Origin of the sequence: Aestuariivirga litoralis (assembly GCF_015714715.1) — a bacterium.
GTDB classification, from domain to species: Bacteria; Pseudomonadota; Alphaproteobacteria; order Rhizobiales; family Aestuariivirgaceae; genus Aestuariivirga; species Aestuariivirga litoralis_A.
This window is the reverse complement of record NZ_WAHS01000001.1, coordinates 2,007,300-2,025,496: the sequence shown is the minus strand read 5'-3', so window position 1 is coordinate 2,025,496 and position 18,197 is coordinate 2,007,300. Positions and strand designations below refer to the sequence as shown.

Sequence of the window (18,197 nt, the reverse complement as noted above, 5' to 3'; positions counted from 1 at the left end):
TGCAGAAATTAAAGTCATCTCATGGACTGGGATCGCATCCGCATTTTCCTCGCTGTGGCCCGCGCCGGGCAGATCCTGGGCGCGGCCCAGCAACTGGGCCTGAACCACGCCACGGTGGGCCGCCAGCTTACGGCTTTGGAAGAAGATTTAGGCGCCAAGCTGGTGGAACGGCAGACGCAGGGCTGCACGCTTACGCCCGCTGGAGAAGCCTTGTTCAAATCCGCCGAGCGTGTGGAATCCGAAGTGCTGCAGGTCGGCTCCGAGATTTCCGGTGCCCGTGCTGAAATCTCCGGCGTGGTGCGCATCGGCGCACCCGATGGTCTGGGCAATTATTTCCTCGCCCGCAAACTGGGCGCCTTGGCCAACCAGCACCCGGACCTGACGATCCAGCTGGTGCCGCTGCCGCGCACATTCTCCCTCTCGCGCCGTGAAGCCGATATCGTGGTGACGCTGGACCGCCCGAAGCAGGGCCGCCTGATCATCACCAAGCTCACCGATTATTCACTCAGCATCTATGCCTCGAAATCATATTTGCAAAACCACGGAAATATCAAAGCGATTGACGACCTCGATGGCCGCCTGTTCATCACCCATGTCGAAGATTTCGTCTACAGCCGCGCGCTGGATTATGCGGCGGAACTCGGCCAGCGCATGAAGCGCCATTATGAGTGCGGCAGTGTGGTGGCCCAGATGGAAGCGGTGCGCGCCGGCCACGGCATCGGCATCCTGCACGACTACGCTGCGGTGCAATTTCCAGAACTCACGCGCCTGTTGCCGCAGACGCGCTTCACCCGAACCTACTGGCTGATGAGCCACCCCGATACCCACCGCACCGCCCGCGTGGCAGCAGTGCACGATTATGTGGCCGAGCAGGCGAGGCGGGCGAAGGCGGAGTTTTTGCGGTCTTAGTGATCCGCCCGCGAGAAAACCTCCCGGTCCAGCTCATGCAGCAGCTTGTCCAGCGTACCGCTCATGATCATGTCGTGATCCATCGGCATCGTCTCGATCTTCAGCTTGCTGCGCAGTGCTGGAACCACACCTTCGGCAATCGCTGTCATGATTGAAGGCTCGATCAGGTCAAACGCCTTGAGGCCAGGGCCGCTGATCATGATCCGGTCCGGGTTCAGGATGGCGATCATCCGCGCCAGGCCATAGCCAATGGCCTCGCCGGCGTTTTGATAGGCCCCCAGCGCATTCTTGTCGCCGCGCCGCGCCGCTGTTTCCAGCGCCGCCATCACGCTGGGCTCAACAGCGTTGAGCGGCGGCGGCACGCTGTCGGGCAAGCCCTCGGCATGGCGCAAGATGCCATAGTCGGATGCATAGGCTTCAAGGCAGCCCGCCCGCCCGCAGCGGCACAGCGCGCCATGGGGGATGTGATTCATATGGCCGAATTCAGCGGCCGCTCCCGTGGCACCATGATAGGTCTTGCCGTCAATCACCAGCCCCATGCCCACGCCGTAACCAGTGAAGATCACCGCCGTCGTGCCCTTGTACTGGTAGTGCTCGCGCGCCATCAGCCCTTCGGCAATCATGTTGGCGTCATTGGCCAGCTCGCAGGTAATGCCTGTCAGCCGCTTGATCGGCTCGACCAGTGGAATGTCCTGCGCCTTGAAGGCCGGGCTCCACATCAAATGGCCGATGCCGGATTCCACCGCACCCTGAACCGCAATGCCGATCTTGTGAATGCGTGCAGGCTCCAGATTCTGCGCCTTGAGAAAATCCAGGATGAATCGCGAGGCACGGCGCGCCGCTTCATCGGCAGGCAGATTATAAGTCGGTTCAGTCCTGATCTCATGCGCCACGCGGTTTCCGGAATAGCCGGTGAGCGCCAGCTCAAACTTGTCGATGGAGATTTTCATCGCCATGACGAGTGCGGCTTCCGGATTAAGCCGCAGGTCAACACTCGGCCGCCCGCGTTTGAACGGCACTTGCCCGCTGTCTGAATCTTCGACCAACAGTTTTTCATTCAGAAGTTGCGTGGTGATCGAGGTAATCGTGGCCAGCGATAATCCAGTCAGCCGGCCCAGCTCGATGCGCGGGGCTTTGCCCGCAAAGCGCAACGCCTCCAGCACCAGATGACGGTTTTGGCGGCGCACAAGATCGCTGTCGGCCTTCTTTGTCATCTTGTTAATGTGGCCACTCCCAAAATCACGTTGACTCAATCTCCAGACCCATGCAAGATTATTTTGAGTATCGAAATAAATTGTCCGACAAATACATATCAGGACAAGATTTCGTGGAGGAATTTGTACTGCAATCATCAACGTGAAAGCCGTGCAAAGGAGTTACGCTCTCTCGCGGGAGTGTAAGTCGATTTTGGATACCAACAGGAGGAAACATCCAGATGAAGAATATTGTGAAAGCCGTTGTGGCTGGCGCTCTGCTCGCCACCGCAATGGGTGGCATGGCAAACGTTGCCATGGCCAAGGGTAAGACCATCGCCGTGTCGTGGAAGACCTTCCAGGAAGAACGCTGGAAGACTGACGACGCTGCCATCAAGGCCGTGGTTGAAGCTGCTGGCGACAAGTACATCACTGCCGACGCTCAGGGCTCTGCCCAGAAGCAGGCTGCTGACATCGAAGCCCTGATCGCCCAGAAGCCTGACGTGATCATGATCGTTGCTTTCGACTCGGACGCCATCCTGCCCTCGATCAAGAAGATCACCGATGCTGGCATCAAGTCGATTGCCTATGACGTGCAATTCGAAGATCCGAACGCCCTCTACATCACCTTCGACAACGTCGGTGTGGGCCGTTTGATGGCCAAGGAAATCCTGAAAGCCAAGCCGGAAGGCAACTATGCCTTCATCAAGGGCGACAAGGGCGATCCAAACGCCACCTTCTTGTTCATGGGCCAGATGGAAGTTCTGAAGCCAGCCATGGACGCTGGCAAGATCAAGAATGTCTGCGAAACCTTCACCGATGGTTGGAAGCCAGACAACGCCCAGAAGAACATGGAACAGTGCCTGACCTCGACCAAGAACAAGGTTGACGCTGTTGTGTCTGAAAATGACGGCATGGCCTCTGGCGTTGTGGCTGCTCTCAAGGCCCAAGGCCTTGCTGGCAAGGTTCCGGTGTCGGGCCAGGACGGTGACAAGGCCGCTCTGAACCGCGTCGCCCAGGGCACCCAGACCGTTTCGGTTTGGAAGGACTCGCGCGCTCTCGGCAAGGCTGCTGCTGAAGCTGCCGTCGCCATGGCTGATGGCACCGCCATCGACAAGCTGCCAGGCGTTGCCAAGTTCAAGGACGGCAAGAAGAAGGTTGAAATGAACTCCATCCTTCTGGCTCCAGATCCAATCACCAAGGCCAACCTTGATGACGTGATCAAGGCCGGCTGGATCGACAAGGCCGCCGCTTGCGCTGGCGCCCAGGCCGACGTTGCCGCTTGCAAGTAATCACTTGCTGAACTGAAAACACGCTGCGCCATCCGTTAAACCGGATGGCGCAGTTTCTCACATGATAGAATAGAGCCGGGCAACGGCCGACAACGGGTTTGGAGGCAAATCGTGTCCACGACGTCAACATCACAATCCCCCGCCACGGAACGGGAAGGCACCATAGCGCGGTTTTTCCGGGCCACCGAGATCGACACGCGCATGCTGGGCATGATCGCGGCGCTGATCATGGTCTGGTGCATTTTCGACGTCTGGAGCGGCCTCAAATCAGCTGACGATGGCCTGCTCGGCGGCGCCTTCCTCACCCCGCGTAATTTGTGGACGCTGCTCGTCCAAACCTCTTCCATCGCCGTCATGTCAACCGGCATGGTGCTCTTGATCGTCATGCGCCAGATCGATCTGTCAGTAGGTTCGATGCTCAGCCTGATCGCGGTCGCCACCGCCGTGCTGCAGGTTTACCAACTCGCACCCGTCCTGGGCGTGGATCATCCGATCATCTGGGCATTGGGCGTGATCGCCTGTTTGGGTCTTGGCACTTTGATTGGTGCCTTCAACGGCTTCCTCGTCTCCTATGCCAAAATCCCGGCCTTCATCGTCACACTGGGCGGCCTGATTGCTTATAGCGGCATCGCTTTCCTTCTGGCCAAGGGTGAAACCGTGGCCCCGATGGATCAGCGTTTCGAAGTGTTTGGCGGCGGCATCCAGGCCAGCTGGCTTGGGCCGTTCTGGAGCTGGCTGCTCGGCATCCTCGGCTGTGTCGCTGTTGCCTATGCCGTTTGGAACGGCCGCATGCAGCGCATCAAGTTCAAATTCCCGCTGCGCCCCATCTGGGCTGAATTGTTCATTGTCGGCGTCTGTTCTCTCGCCATCCTTGGAACCACTTTGGTGATGAACTCCTATCCCTGGCCGCCCGGCGTGATGGAAGATTATGCCAAGGCGCATAATCTGGTCATTCCGCCCGGCGTTGAGGATCGCGACGGCAGCTCGATCTGCATGGCGGGAGACCAAGTCGTCCACTGCGTGAAGGGCCTCATTCACTATACCGGCTTCTCACTTCCCGCACTGATCGCCATCGCGGTCTGCCTGGTGATGACTTTCATCGCGACCCGCACCCGCTTTGGCCGTTACATCTATGCCACGGGCGGCAATCCGGAAGCCGCCGAACTGGCCGGCATCAACACCAAATGGCTCACCGTGAAGGCCTTCGCGCTGATGGGCTTCCTTGTCGGCGTGTCCTCGATCATCTCATCAGCCCGCCTCAACGCGGCGACCAATGCGCTCGGCCTGACCAATGAGCTTTATGTGATCGCCGCCACGGTGATCGGCGGCACATCCCTCGCCGGTGGTGTTGGCACCATCTATGGCGCGATGATCGGCGCCTTGATGATGCAATCCATCGTGTCCGGCATGTCTCTGCTCAATCTGCCGGCCGCATCGCAGAACATGGTGGTCGGTGGCGTGCTCGTACTCGCGGTCTGGCTCGACCAGATCTATCGCAACAAGGTGAAGTGAGGAGAACGGTGATGGCAAAGGCAGTCAAATCCAAATCCAAAGCGTCGCCCAAGAAGGCCGCAAAACCCGCCAAGGTGGCGGTGACGGCCTCGGCCCCCAAAGGCAATCCGCTGGTGGAGATGAAAGAGATTTCCATCGCATTCGGCGGCATCAAGGCCGTCGACCGCGCTTCGATTGATCTTTATCCCGGCGAAGTCGTAGGCTTGCTCGGCCACAATGGTGCTGGCAAATCCACTTTGATCAAGGTGCTGTCGGGCGCCTACAAGCGCGATGCGGGCCAGATCATGGTCGATGGCGCGGAAGTCACCATCAACAATCCGCGTGACGCCAAGGCCCAAGGCATCGAAACCATCTACCAGACGCTGGCTCTGGCCGACAATGTGGATGCCGCCGCCAATCTCTATCTGGGCCGCGAACTCCGCACCGCGATTGGCACGCTTGATGATGCCGCGATGGAATCCGAAACCCGCCAGGTGATGCACCGCCTGAACCCGAATTTCCGCCGCTTCAAGGAACCGGTTTCGAAACTCTCCGGCGGCCAGCGCCAATCGGTCGCCATCGCGCGTGCCATCCACTTCAATGCCCGCATCTTGATCATGGATGAACCCACGGCCGCCTTGGGCCCGCAGGAAACGGCACAAGTGGGCGAGCTGATTAAGCAGCTGAAAGCGGATGGCATCGGCATCTTCCTGATCAGCCATGATCTGCATGACGTATTTGACCTCGCAGACCGTTTGACCGTGATGAAGAACGGCAAGGTCGTCGGTTCCGCCCGCGTGCAGGACGTCACCCATGACGAAGTACTGGGCATGATCATCGCGGGCAAATGCCCCAAGGGTGCCATTCCAGGCCCCGGCGCGATGAAGGACGTTGCATAAACAAGCGATTTTCGCGGGGGCGAAAACAAAGAGGGGCTTGGGGAAATGCTGAAGAAAATTTGCGTGAGCCTTGCGCTGATGAGCCTGCTTGTAGTCACACCCGCGCGCGCCGCTGCACCCGAAGACGTGCTGACCGGCTGGTACAATCTGCTGCTCAATCTGGTGCGCCACACGGCGACATATTCGCCACCCGTGGCCGCCCGCGCTTTCGCTTATGTCGGCATCACCTCTTATGAAGCCACCGCCTCGGGCAATCCGAAGTTGCGGTCTTTCGCTGGCCAGCTCAAGGATCTCAAATCCCTGCCGCAGCGTGAGAGCGGCAAAAAATATGATGAGAGCGTGGTGCTGAATGCCGCACTTGATGCCGCCATGCAGGACTTCTTCGCCAATACCGGCCCATCCGGCCAGCAAGCCATGAAGGCGCATTCCGCCAAGCTGAAAATGGAAGTGGCCAAGGGCCTGCCCAAGGATGTGGTCACCCGCAGCGAGACCTATGGCCGCAATCTGGAAAAGGCGATCCTCACCTGGTCCAAGCTGGATGGCGGCTCGGTCGTCGTCAATCTCGGCTTCCCGCCGATCTATGAAGTAAGCAAGGAACCGGGCCACTGGGTGCCCACCAACATGCTGCAGATCCAGCAGCATCCTTTGCTGCCACTCTGGGGCAAGAACCATCCGCTGGCCATGCCGGAATCCACCAGCTGCGCGCTGGAACCGCAGCCCAAATTCAGCACTGAGCCGGTTTCTGATTTCTACAAGATGGCCAAAGAAGTTTACGACGTCACCAAGGCCTTGACGCCGGAACAAAAGACTATCGCCCGCTTCTGGTCGGATGATCCGGGCCTGTCCTGGACGCCGCCGGGGCACTGGGTCGGCATCGTGCTCGACATCATGGACCAGAAGAAGCTGGACGTGGCGCATGCCGCAGATGCTCTCGCCCGCGTGGGCATCGCGATCAATGATGGTTTCATCGGTTGCTGGGCCGACAAGTATAAATACGACACGATCCGCCCAATCACATACATCAAGAAGAACATCGACCCGAAGTTTGAACCGATCCTGATCACGCCGCCCTTCCCGGAATATCCGTCAGGCCATTCCTCGCAATCGGGTGCTGTGGCTGAAGCGCTCACTGCGGTCTTCGGCCCCGATTTCGCCTTCGATGACCACACCCATGAACGCGATGGTTTGGGTGTGCGTCATTTCAAAAGCTTCTGGGATGCAGCCAAGGAAGCCGGCATTTCGCGGCTTTATGGCGGCATCCATTTCCGCGCCGCCATCGACAATGGCCTGCAGCAGGGCCAGTGCGTCGGTCAATATGTTGTAAAGCTGACGACATTCCAATGAAACACGCGCTCCTCATTGCCGCTTCGCTCCTCGCCGTTTCGGCCACGGCTCACGCTGATGATGCAGGCCCGGTGATCCCGAAATTTGCTGACGAAAGCAAAAGTGCCGGCCTCAATTCCATCTATAAGGGTGACTGGCAATATATGGTCGGCGGCGGTGTCGCTGCCTTCGATTGCTCAGGCGATGGCTTGCCGGAATTGTTCATCGCCGGCGGCGAGAACAAGGCCAAGCTGTTCCTCAACAAATCACCCAAAGGCGGCGCGCTGAAATTTGCCGAAGCCAAAGGTTCTGGCCTTGAACTTGGCCAAGCCACCGGTGCCTATCCGCTCGACGTGGATGGCGATGGCGTGATGGATCTCGTCGTGCTGCGCGTCGGCGAAAGCAAGGTGATGAAGGGCCTTGGCAAGTGCAAGTTCAAGGACGCCAACAAAACCTGGAACATTGATGGCGGTGACGCCTGGGGCACGGCCTTCTCCGCCACCTGGGAGAAGGGCAACAAAATGCCCACGCTGGCTTTAGGCACTTATATAGATCGCAAGTTTGAAGATGATCCCTGGGGCCATTGCACCGACAATTGGCTGCTGCGCCCCAGCGCTGATGGCAAAGGCTACGGCCCGCGTATCGCTTTGACGCCCAGCTATTGCGCCCTCTCGATCCTGTTCACCGATTGGAACCGTTCGGGCACGCCGTCTTTGCGCGTCTCCAATGACCGCGAATATTATATGGGCGGCCAGGAGCAGATGTGGAAAGTGCCGCCCGGCGAGGCGCCGAAGCTTTATACCGCTGACGAAGGCTGGCGCTATGTGCGCCTGTGGGGCATGGGCATCGCCACCGCAGACTTCAACAACAGCGGCTATCCATCTTACTTCCTGTCGTCGATGGCTGACCAGCGCATGCAGCTTCTGGCCGATGGCGCGGGCAAGCCTTTGTACAAGGAAGCTCAGTTCCCGATGGGCACCACCGCGCACATGCCTTACACCGGCGGCGACACGCGCCCCTCCACCGGCTGGCACACCCAGTTTGAAGACGTGAACAATGATGGCCTCTATGACCTGTTCATCGCCAAGGGCAATGTCGATAAGATGCCGGATTTTGCCCAGAAGGACCCGAACAATCTTCTGCTGCAAAAGGCCGATGGCAAGTTCATGGAATCCGGAGACAAGGCCGGCATCCTGAGCTTCCGCAATCATCGCGGCGCGGAACTGGTTGATCTCAACATGGATGGCAAGCTCGACCTCGTCGTGGTCGCGCGCCGTGAGAATGCTGAAATCTGGCGTAATGTGTCGACTGATCTCGGCCACTTCCTCGAAGTTAAACTGCTGGGTGAGAATGGCAACCATGATGCCGTCGGCGCCTGGGTTGAAGTGAAAGGCCCGAACGGCAAGACCATGAGCCACGAAAATTTCGTCGGTGGTGGGCATGTGTCGGGCAAAGCCGGCTTCATCCATTTCGGCCTTGGCACGTTGGATAAAACCCAAGCCCGCGTCGTGTGGCCGGACGGCACCGCCGGTGAGTGGCAAGATGTGGCTGCCGATAATTTCTACACGTTCGAAAAAGGCAAAGCGCCGGTGGCGATGAAATAGGTTGATCGTCCTCTCCCGCTTGCGGGAGAGGGAGGGGACCCATCGCAAAGCGATGGGGAGGGTGAGGGACCGCGGTCACCACCTGCCCCTCATCCTTCTCATCCGGCTTTGCCGGACGGGCCCCTTCCTTCTCCCGCCAGCGGGCGAAGGAGTTAGGAATTCACCACCAGCTTCGGGTCCAGTTTCCCGGCGAAATGATCCAGAATATTCTGCGCTGCCGCAATCGCCATGCGTTTCGCACATTCTTGCGTCAGCCCGGCATTATGCGGGCTGATTGTGAGATAGGGATTACTGAGTAGCGGATGATCAGCCTTCGGCGGTTCCTCCACCAGCACATCAAGCCCGGCGCCATAAATCTTCCGCGCGCGCAGAGCCTGATCCAGCGAAGCCTCATCCACCAACCCGCCGCGAGCCGCATTGATGATGATGGCTGTTGGCTTCATCAACGCCAACTCTTCTGCGCCGATCACCGCGCCCTTGGCGGCAGGCATGTGGAGTGACACATAATCCGCCTGCGCCAAAGCGGCCTTCAGGTCAGCCATCGTGCTGCCATCGGTGATGAAGGGATCATAGGCAATCACTTCCATCCCAAAAGCGCGCGCAAGTTCACCCACGCGCCGTCCGATGCGGCCATAGCCAATCACCAGCAGCTTTTTTCCGTCCAACTCGACGGAATCAAACTTGTTGCGTTCGTTCCAGTTGCCGGAGCGCGAGGCTTGGTCATGCGCCACCACACGGCGCGCCACCGCCAGCATCAGCGCCAGCGTATGCTCGGCCACCGCGCGCGAATTCACATCGCCCACAATGGCTAGCGGAATTTTTCGCGCCGAAAGGGCTGCCACATCCACGGCATCATAACCCACGCCATGGCGTGAGACGATTTTGAGCTGGTTGGAAGTGGCGATCACATCAGCCGTCAAAGGCTGGGTGCGCAGCAGCAGCGCGTCAGCCTTCGGCATCAGCGGCGCATAGGCTTCCTTGGTCACTTCATTCACAAGATCGAATGTAATGCCCGGCGCGGCTTTCAGCAGCGCCACACCCGCCTCATGGATTTTTCCGGCAACGACAACATGCGGCATGATTTACACCGTGACCTGCGTGAGTTTGACATTGAGATAATCATGGATGGCTTCGGTGCCGCCTTCGCGTCCCATGCCGGAATGCTTGCTGCCGCCGAAGGGTGCTTCCGCCGCTGCGAGAGCAAATGAATTGATCCCCACCATGCCCGCTTCAATCGCAGCCGATGCTTCGCGCATGCGCTTGGCATCACGGGTGAACACATAAGCCGAAAGCCCCATGTCGGTGGAATTGGCGCGGGCGTAAGCTTCCTCTACCGTCTTGAATGGCGTGATCGCGGCCACCGGCCCGAAGTTTTCTTCCGCCAGAGCCATCGCATCATCAGGAATGTTCGAGATCACCGTGGGCTCAAAGAAGAAGCCCTTGTTCTGCCCCGATGGCCGCCCGCCGCCGGCATTGATCTTGCCGCCCTTGGCCTTGGCATTGGCAATCACCGTTTCAATCGCGTCGACGCGCTTTTGGTTGATCAGCGGCCCCATCTGGGTCGCGTCTTCCAGGCCGTGCCCCAGCTTCAGCGCCTTGGCGCGCGCCGCAAAGCCATCGACGAATTTCTGATACTTGTCCTGCGCAACATAGAAACGGTCGCCCGTCACGCAGACTTGCCCAGCATTGGCGAATTTTACCGGCACGCAGATATCAAGCGCTGCATCAATGTCGAAATCATCAAACACGATGACCGGCGCATTGCCGCCCAATTCCATCGTGCAGCGCTTCAGCGTGGCTGCCGCATCGCGGATCATTTGCTGGCCCACGGCGGTTGATCCCGTCAGCGAAACCTTACGCACTTTGTTGGAGGCCATGATCGGCCCATAGGTCGAAGCCGTCGGCCCCGTTACCAGACCTACCACGCCGGCGGGCAAACCCGCCTCGCGCAAGCAATCAATCAGCACCATCGCCACGCCCGGCGTCTCCCGCGAAGGCCGCACGATGATCGAGCAGCCAGCGGCCAAAGCAGGGGCCGCCTTGCGGGCGATCAGCACCGCGGGGAAATTCCACGCCGTGAAGGCCGCTGCAATGCCGATGGGTTCATGCGAAATCTCAAGCCGCCCGCCGGGCGCGCGGCTTTCCACGATACGCCCGTAAATCCGCCGCGCCTCTTCGGCATGCCAGCGGAACTGATCAACCGACAGCTGCCATTCGCGGCGCGACTGCGCCAGCGGCTTGCCCGCTTCCAGCGTGATCCGCCTTGCGGCTTCTTCGGTGCGCGCTGCCATTACGTCAGCGCATTTGTGCAGGGCATCGGCCCGTGTCCAGGCCGGCAGAGCGCGCCAGAGCTTCAAGCCCTTGTCAGCCGCAGCAATTGCCGCCTCGGTATCAGCCGGGCTCGCAGATGGCACTTCCCCGATCTGTTCGCCTGTGGCAGGATCAAGAACAGGCAGCATTTCCTTGTTATCGCGGCGCCAGGCGCCATCGATAAAGAGTCCGAATTTCTCGTACATGCCTGTTCCTCGCGCCTGCCCAAATTTGCAGAATTTGGAACAGATATTCTTTTTTTGCTTCCAATGAAACAATTTTTCTGCTTTTAGCTTGGCAAAATTCAGCGGCTGATTTACGTTCAGCTGACCTCTGGAGGAGAGAAATCATGTCCACCATTCGCCTGACGATGGCGCAAGCCCTTGTGCGTTACCTGGTCAACCAGTTCATCATCATCGATGGCAAAAAGGAGCCCCTGTTTCCCGGCGCTTTCGGCATTTTTGGCCATGGCAACGTCACCTGCCTTTCGGAAGCACTGGTCGAGGTGAAAGACAGGCTCCCGGTCTGGCGCGGCCAGAACGAGCAGTCTATGGCGCTGGCCGCCATCGGTTATAATAAAGCCAAGCTGCGCCGCCAGATCATGATCGCCACCTCGTCGATCGGCCCAGGCGCCACCAACATGATCACCGCTGCCGGCGTGGCTCATTCCAACCGCCTGCCCATCCTGATCATCGCCGGTGACACCTTCGTCAACCGCCGCCCTGATCCCGTGCTGCAGCAGGTTGAGCATTACGGCATGCCCTCGATCAGTGTGAACGATGCCTTCAAGCCTGTCTCGCGTTACTGGGACCGGATCACCCATCCGGAGCAGATCATTTCCTCGCTACCGCAAGCCGTGGCCACGATGCTGGACCCGGCTGATTGCGGCCCGGCCTTCATCGGCCTGCCGCAAGACATTCAGGAAATCGCTTACGATTACCCGGCCGCGTTCTTCGAACCCAAGACCCACGAAATCCCCCGCCCACGCCCCGATACGCGCCAGATTGAACGCGCCATTGAAGCCCTGAAGAAAGCCAAGAAGCCGCTGATCATCGCCGGCGGTGGCGTGCGCTATTCGCAGGCCGAAGAAATCGTCGCCAAATTCTCCAACGATTACGGCATCCCGATTGCCGAAACCATGGCTGGCAAGGGCAGCCTTGTGCACAACCACGCCAACCATGTTGGCCCCATCGGTGTGACAGGTTCAACCTCGGCGAATAACATCGCCGCCGAAGCGGATGTGATCCTCGCCATCGGCACCCGCTTGCAGGATTTCACTACCGGCTCGTGGACCTGCTTCTCCGCCGATGCGCAATTCGTCTCGATCAATGCCGCGCGCTACGATGCGCTGAAGCATCGCTCCGTTGCCGTTGTCGGTGATGCGCTGGTGGCGATGCAGGATCTCGCCGCTGGCATGAAAGGCTTCAAGGTTGATGCCGCTTGGACCAAGAAGGGCCGCGATGAAATGGCCATCTGGAACAAGGCCGTCGATGGCTACAAAACACCCACCAACGGCCCGCTGCCCACTTATGGCCAGATCGTCGGCATGGTGAATGACAAGGCGGGCGAACGCGATTACGTGGTTGGCGCCGCCGGCGGCCTGCCGGGCGAACTGAACAAAGTCTGGCGCGTCAAATCCGCCAACAGCTTTGACGTGGAATATGGCTTCTCCTGCATGGGCTATGAAGTGGCCGGCGGCTGGGGTGCTGCGATGGCCGACCCGACCCGCGAAACCATAGTCATGGTGGGTGATGGGTCATACCTCATCATGAATTCCGACATCTATTCGTCGGTGCTCACCGGCCACAAGATGATCGTCATCATCTGTGACAATGGCGGCTATGCCGTCATCAACCGCCTGCAGAATTTCAAGGGCGGCGAGAGCTACAACAACCTGATCAAGGACTGCAATGTGAAGCAGGCCTTCGCCGTCGATTTCGTCAAACACGCAGAATCGATGGGCGCTTTGGCGCGCGGCGTGAAAAGTATCGCAGAACTTGGCCTGGCGCTGGATTGGGCCAAGACCACTGACCGTACCACCGTTATTTCAATTGAAATGGATGCCTTCGTCTGGACGCCGGGCGATGCCATGTGGGATGTCGGCGTGCCGCAAGTGTCGAAGCGCAAGGAAGTGAACGAGGCCGCCAAATATCAGGCCGACCTGCGCAAGAAGCAGCGCGTCGGCGTTTAACCCATCCTGCCCTTCTCCTCTCTGGGGAGAAGGTGCCCGAAGGGCGGATGAGGGGACAGAATTGAGGAGTATTAAATGCTAAAAGCCAAACTGGGCATGTCGCCCATCGCCTGGTGGAACGACGATCTCGCGGAATTGAGCGATGATGTCTCGCTGGAAGAATGCCTGGCGCAATCGCGCAGCGCAGGCTTTACCGGCATGGAAAAGGGCCGCCGCTTCCCGGAAGATCCGAAGCTGATGCTGCCCATCTTAAAGAAGGCTGACGTGACGCTCTGCGGCGGCTGGTATTCCGGCACGCTAGTCAATGAAGAGATGGCCATCAACAAAGACCGCATCTGGCCGATGATCGAGCTGTTCAAGGCGGTCAACGCGCCTTGCATCGTTTACGGCGAAGTGGGCCGCTCCATCCAGGGCGACCGTTCAAAGCCGCTGGCCACCAAGCCGAAGCTCGAAGATTCAGAGATGAAATCCTATGCCCGCAAGATGACGGAGTTTGGAGAATGGTGCGCCGAGCAGGGCATGCCGCTGGCCTATCATCATCACATGGCTGCCGTGGTCGAAACCGAGCCGGAGCTTGATGCGTTCATGAACCATTCGGGTGAGGGCATTCCGCTGTTGCTCGATGCGGGTCATCTGGCCTTCGCTGGTGGTGATCCGCTGCGCGCCATCGACAAGCACCACAAGCGCATCAACCATGTGCATGTGAAAGACGTGCGTATGGATGTGATCAAGAAGCTGGACCGTTCGAAGCAAAGCTTCCTCGATGCGGTGGCGCTGGGTGCCTTCACTGTGCCGGGCGACGGCTCGCTGGATTTCGGCGCCATCGTGCAGAAATTCGCCGATCATGGCTATGAAGGCTGGTTCGTTGTTGAGGCGGAACAAGACCCGAAGAAAAACCCGCCGCTGAAAATGGCGCAAGTGGGCCACAAGGAATTGATGCGCGTGATGACGGCCGCGGGTTACACGGTGGAAACCCAAGGCTTTCCGAATGTCTAAGAAGAAGCTCGGCATCGGCCTCATCGGCACGGGCTTCATGGGCAAGGCGCATGCCTTTGCCTATCGTTCCGCACTGGCGGCCTTCCCCGATATTCCAACGCCTGAACTGCGCATGGTCGCCGATGTGAATGCCGAGGGCGCCGCGAAGGCCGCCCAGCAATATGGCTTTGCCTCCTCCACCGGCAATTGGCGCGACATCATCGCCAATCCGGACATTGATGTGGTCTCGATCACCACGCCCAACACCTTCCACAAGGAAATGACGCTGGCAGCCATCGCCGCGGGCAAGCATGTCCATTGCGAAAAGCCGCTGTCGCCCACGCTGGCTGACTCCGAAGAAATGGTGAAGGCCGCTGAGGCCAAGAAAGTCATCACCCAGGTCGGCTTCAACTATATCAAGAACCCGATGCTGAAACTGGCGCGGGAGATGATCGCCGCTGGCGAGCTGGGCGAGATCACCGGTTTCCGCGGCATTCACGCTGAAGATTACATGCATGATCCGGAGGGTCTCTACACCTGGCGTCTTGATCCCGTCGGGGGCCCCGGCGTGGTGGCCGATCTTGGTTCCCACATCATCTGCATGGCGCGCTTTTTGCTCGGCAAGATCACACATGTGAATGCCGATATTGAAACCATCGTGAAGTCGCGCCCAAAGGCGGTCGGTTCGAAAGAGCGCGTGCCTGTTCTGGTCGATGACATTGCCCGCCTCATGGTCCGCTTCGAAGGCGGCTTCGGCGGTACGCTGGAAGCCAACTGGGTTAAGACCGGTCGCAAGATGCAGCTGGCTTTCGAAGTGCACGGCTCCAAGGGCTCGCTCTATTTCACCCAGGAACGCCTGAACGAATTGCAGTTCTACAAGGCGGGTGGCGATGGCCGCACCGCGGGCTTCACCACCATCGAAGCCGGCCCGCAGCATCCTCCTTACGGTGGTTTCATTGTGGCGGCCGGCCATCAGCTGGGCTTCAACGATCTGAAGACCATCGAAATGGCCGAGTTCCTGCGCGGCATCGCTCATGGCAAAGCCGAAGGGCCGGACTTCCGCGAGGCCTATGAAATCCAGAAGGTGGTGGAAGCCGCGCTTGCTTCGTCGAGGCAGGCCGCGTCGCGCGTCACCATCTGATTGCAATCTAAAGGCGACTTGTCGCGGCCTGACCTGTTAACCTCCCATTAGTTGTTCCCATCCCACCCCGCGATTAATCCGGATACGGACTAATTTGTTCGATTCTGTTGCGAGAGTGTGTGTGCATGTTGGGGATTTTGAAGCGCTGTGATTGATCTTCACAGCCATATTCTGCCAGGCATTGATGACGGCGCCGCCGATCTTGATGCTTCGCTCGCCATTGCTCGCATGGCCGCCGCCGATGGCATCCAGGTCATGGCCGCAACACCGCATTTCATGCCCGGCGTTTATGACAACAGCGCCGCCGACACCCGTGCCCGCGTCGATAGCCTGCAGCAAGTGCTAAATGATGCCGGAATCGCCCTCCATCTGGTCACCGGCTGCGATGCGCATATCCGCCCCGATTTTCCGGCCTGCCTGCGCGGCGGCAGCATCCTCACCATTCACGATAGCCGCTATGTTCTGTTCGAGCCGCCGCATATTTCGCTGCCGCAGCGCATGGAAGAACTTCTGTTTAACGTCACGGCCTCGGGCTTCGTGCCGGTGCTCACCCACCCTGAGCGCCTGAAATGGATCGAGCATCACTACGAGATCATGCCCCGGTTGGTAGAGCAGGGTGTGTTGATGCAGGTGACCGCTGGCTCACTCACCGGGCGCTTCGGCAAACGCGCGCAATATTGGGCCAACCGCATGCTGGCGGAAGGCCTGTTCCACATCGTTGCCACTGATGCTCACAATGTCACCTCGCGCCCGCCCTTGATGGCGGAAGCGGTACGGCTGCTGGAGCAGGAAGTGGGCGTCGAAGAAGCCCGCAACATGGCCTTCACCCGCCCCGCCATGATGCTTGATAACGAAGCGGCAGATCAGCTTCCACCCATTCTGGCGCCAGTGAAACCTGCGCCCAAATCCTTCCTGCGCCAGTTATTCTCGGGCCGTGCATCATGAAATTGTTTCTCCAAGCCTTTACGCTCACGGCACTCGCCGCCCTCTTGCAAGGCTGCATGACCAGCAGCAATTCCTTCAGCGATGCTTCCACCAAGGCACGCCCCGAAGGCCAATTCACGCCGACCGCAGCGGGCCTCACCACCGGCAGCACCACTACGGCTCCCAAAGTGGGCTCCAAGCTTGACAAGATTTTCGCCCAGGCAGGGACAAGCCCCGAAGCCGGGCAGGACTATAGAATTGGGGTTCTCGACGTGCTCGACATTGGCGTGCTGGGTGCCGCTGATTTGAACAAAAGTGTGCAAGTGGGCAGCTCCGGCACCATCAGCCTGCCATTGCTGCGCGAAGTGCCGGCCTTGGGCCGCACGCCGGGCGAGCTTGAAAAAGACATTTCCGCCCGTCTGGCCAAGACCTATATGCAGAACCCGCAAGTTACCGTGGCCATCAAGGAATATAATAGCCAGCGCATCACCGTGGATGGCGCGGTGCAGAAGCCTGGCATATTCCCCAAGCAGGGTGATGTGTCGCTGCTGCAGGCTGTGGCCCAGGCGCAAGGCCTCACCAATTATGCCGATCCGACTGGCGTGCTTGTGTTCCGGACCGTAAATCATCAACGCACGGCAGCGCGTTTTGACATCCGTCAAGTGCGCAATGGCAAGCAGCCAGACCCGATGCTGCTGGCCGGTGATATTGTCATGGTTGATGAAAGCTCCACCAAGACCACGCTGCGCGATATCACCATGGCCATGCCCTTGACCGGCCTGTTTGCGGCAGTTCCGCTTCTCTGATAGAAACCCTGGCAGTCATGCCAGCAACTGTTCAAATCACGCCGATTATCCTGTGCGGGGGCGCGGGGTCAAGATTGTGGCCCCTCTCGCGTGAGGATCTTCCCAAGCAATTCATCAAATTTGCCGATGCGCCGTCGCTGTTCCAAAACACAGTGAAGCGCATGCAGGGCGAGCGCGCTGGCAGTTTCGCGTTTGAAAAGCCTGTTGTTGCAACCGCTGTGGAGCATCGTTTCCTGGTGGCTGAACAGCTGCGCGAAATCGGTGTGGAAGCCGATATCCTGCTCGAACCGGCGCGCCGCGACAGTGCCGCCGCCATTTTGGCCGCCATGGCGTTTTGCGTCGATCAAAAACGCAAAGGCCTGTGTATGGTGGTGGCGTCTGATCATGCCATGACCGATGTGTCTTCCTTCTACGACCATGTGGAATTGTCGCTGAAGGCCGCCAAGGATCACATCGTGCTCTTCGGCATCCAGCCGCAAGAACCCTCCACCGACTATGGTTACATTTCTCCCGGCGACGAGATCAAGACTCTGCCGCCCGTCCACCGCGTCAACAAATTCGCCGAAAAGCCCACCGCGCAAGTGGCCGAGATCTACATCGCCAAAGGCTACCTCTGGAATTCCGGCAATTTCATCTGCTCGGCACAACTCTTATTGGCCGAGGCCGAGGCGCTGGCCCATGAGATCGCCACGCCCGCCACGCGGTCCGCCAGGGCTTTGCGCAAGGGGGATGATTTCATCTATCTCGATGAGCCAACCTATCTCGAGGCCAAATCGCTTTCGATTGACTTCGCGGTTCTGGAAAAAACTTCCAAGGCCGCCGTGCTGCCCTCCAACTTCGCCTGGTCTGATCTGGGCACCTGGAAATCCATCCACGCCTATCTGGAGCAGGACGAAGACGGCAATGCCTCGATCGGCAAGGCGCAGTTCACCCATGCGCGCAATTCGCTGGTGCTGGGCAATGGCTCGCTGGTGGCGGTTGAAGGCCTCGACAACATCGTGGTCACCGTCACGTCCGATGCAATTCTGGTGGCCCACCGCGATGCCAGCAGCGCGATGAAGCCCTTGGTCGAAAAAGTGAAGCGCAACTATCCCGACCTGCTCAAGCGCCCAAAACCCTGATAAAAAATCTGGAGGATT

The 18,197-nt window shown here is 59.1% G+C and carries 15 protein-coding genes; 12 read left to right on the top strand and 3 right to left on the bottom strand.

The genetic code is table 11. The features are described 5' to 3' along the window. The first annotated feature begins 21 nt into the window (after window positions 1–21). On the top strand, window positions 22–909 hold the full coding sequence (locus F8B91_RS10240) for a LysR family transcriptional regulator (protein WP_196503595.1): 888 nt from the start codon (window positions 22–24) through the stop codon (window positions 907–909). Here the strand turns inward: F8B91_RS10240 and F8B91_RS10235 are convergent. Next, window positions 906–2,123, bottom strand: coding sequence for an ROK family protein (locus F8B91_RS10235; RefSeq protein ID WP_196503594.1), 1,218 nt, complete (start codon window positions 2,121–2,123; stop codon window positions 906–908). The genes F8B91_RS10240 and F8B91_RS10235 overlap by 4 nt on opposite strands. 221 nt (window positions 2,124–2,344) lie before the next feature. Between F8B91_RS10235 and F8B91_RS10230 the strand changes: the two genes are divergently transcribed. The 5 genes from F8B91_RS10230 (at window position 2,345) to F8B91_RS10210 (ending at window position 8,711) form a co-directional block, all read left to right on the top strand. Next, window positions 2,345–3,394 (top strand): substrate-binding domain-containing protein, encoded by a 1,050-nt coding sequence (locus F8B91_RS10230; protein WP_196503593.1) that lies wholly within the window; start codon window positions 2,345–2,347, stop codon window positions 3,392–3,394. Between the two features lie 108 nt (window positions 3,395–3,502). Then, complete coding sequence (locus F8B91_RS10225; RefSeq protein WP_432432040.1) at window positions 3,503–4,906, top strand: sugar ABC transporter permease; 1,404 nt, start codon at window positions 3,503–3,505, stop codon at window positions 4,904–4,906. 119 nt (window positions 4,907–5,025) lie between these two features. Further along, entirely contained in the window at window positions 5,026–5,784 is a 759-nt protein-coding gene (locus F8B91_RS10220) for an ATP-binding cassette domain-containing protein (RefSeq protein WP_246715204.1), read from the top strand. A 45-nt stretch (window positions 5,785–5,829) separates the two neighbouring features. Beyond that, the gene (locus tag F8B91_RS10215) at window positions 5,830–7,128 is read left to right on the top strand and encodes a vanadium-dependent haloperoxidase (protein ID WP_210324350.1); all 1,299 of its coding nucleotides are present in this window, start codon (window positions 5,830–5,832) and stop codon (window positions 7,126–7,128) included. Beyond that, window positions 7,125–8,711 (top strand): CRTAC1 family protein, encoded by a 1,587-nt coding sequence (locus F8B91_RS10210; RefSeq protein ID WP_196503591.1) that lies wholly within the window; start codon window positions 7,125–7,127, stop codon window positions 8,709–8,711. Before F8B91_RS10215 ends, F8B91_RS10210 begins: the two co-directional genes overlap by 4 nt. 152 nt (window positions 8,712–8,863) lie before the next feature. Here F8B91_RS10210 and F8B91_RS10205 read toward each other — a convergent pair whose 3' ends face one another. Both F8B91_RS10205 and F8B91_RS10200 read right to left on the bottom strand, forming a co-directional pair. Further along, window positions 8,864–9,790, bottom strand: coding sequence for a hydroxyacid dehydrogenase (locus F8B91_RS10205; protein WP_196503590.1), 927 nt, complete (start codon window positions 9,788–9,790; stop codon window positions 8,864–8,866). Between the two features lie 3 nt (window positions 9,791–9,793). Beyond that, window positions 9,794–11,227, bottom strand: a complete 1,434-nt coding sequence (locus tag F8B91_RS10200) for an NAD-dependent succinate-semialdehyde dehydrogenase (RefSeq protein ID WP_196503589.1) — start codon at window positions 11,225–11,227, stop codon at window positions 9,794–9,796. A 143-nt stretch (window positions 11,228–11,370) separates the two neighbouring features. Between F8B91_RS10200 and iolD the strand changes: the two genes are divergently transcribed. The 6 genes from iolD to F8B91_RS10170 all read left to right on the top strand — a co-directional run bounded on the left by iolD (window position 11,371) and on the right by F8B91_RS10170 (window position 18,179). Further along, window positions 11,371–13,212 carry a 3D-(3,5/4)-trihydroxycyclohexane-1,2-dione acylhydrolase (decyclizing) gene (gene iolD, locus F8B91_RS10195; protein ID WP_196503588.1) on the top strand — a complete coding sequence of 614 codons (1,842 nt, stop codon included), beginning with the start codon at window positions 11,371–11,373 and terminating at the stop codon, window positions 13,210–13,212. 75 nt (window positions 13,213–13,287) lie between these two features. Then, on the top strand, window positions 13,288–14,208 hold the full coding sequence (gene iolE, locus F8B91_RS10190; protein WP_196503587.1) for a myo-inosose-2 dehydratase: 921 nt from the start codon (window positions 13,288–13,290) through the stop codon (window positions 14,206–14,208). Continuing rightward, the gene (locus F8B91_RS10185; protein ID WP_196503586.1) at window positions 14,201–15,328 is read left to right on the top strand and encodes a Gfo/Idh/MocA family protein; all 1,128 of its coding nucleotides are present in this window, start codon (window positions 14,201–14,203) and stop codon (window positions 15,326–15,328) included. The genes iolE and F8B91_RS10185 overlap by 8 nt, the downstream gene beginning before the upstream one ends. A gap of 147 nt (window positions 15,329–15,475) precedes the next feature. After that, entirely contained in the window at window positions 15,476–16,273 is a 798-nt protein-coding gene (locus tag F8B91_RS10180) for a CpsB/CapC family capsule biosynthesis tyrosine phosphatase (RefSeq protein ID WP_196503585.1), read from the top strand. Beyond that, window positions 16,270–17,058 carry a polysaccharide biosynthesis/export family protein gene (locus F8B91_RS10175; RefSeq protein ID WP_196503584.1) on the top strand — a complete coding sequence of 263 codons (789 nt, stop codon included), beginning with the start codon at window positions 16,270–16,272 and terminating at the stop codon, window positions 17,056–17,058. Before F8B91_RS10180 ends, F8B91_RS10175 begins: the two co-directional genes overlap by 4 nt. 17 nt (window positions 17,059–17,075) lie before the next feature. Beyond that, window positions 17,076–18,179: a mannose-1-phosphate guanylyltransferase gene (locus tag F8B91_RS10170; RefSeq protein WP_281432907.1), complete on the top strand. Its 1,104-nt coding sequence runs from the start codon at window positions 17,076–17,078 to the stop codon at window positions 18,177–18,179. The last annotated feature ends 18 nt before the right edge of the window (window positions 18,180–18,197 follow it).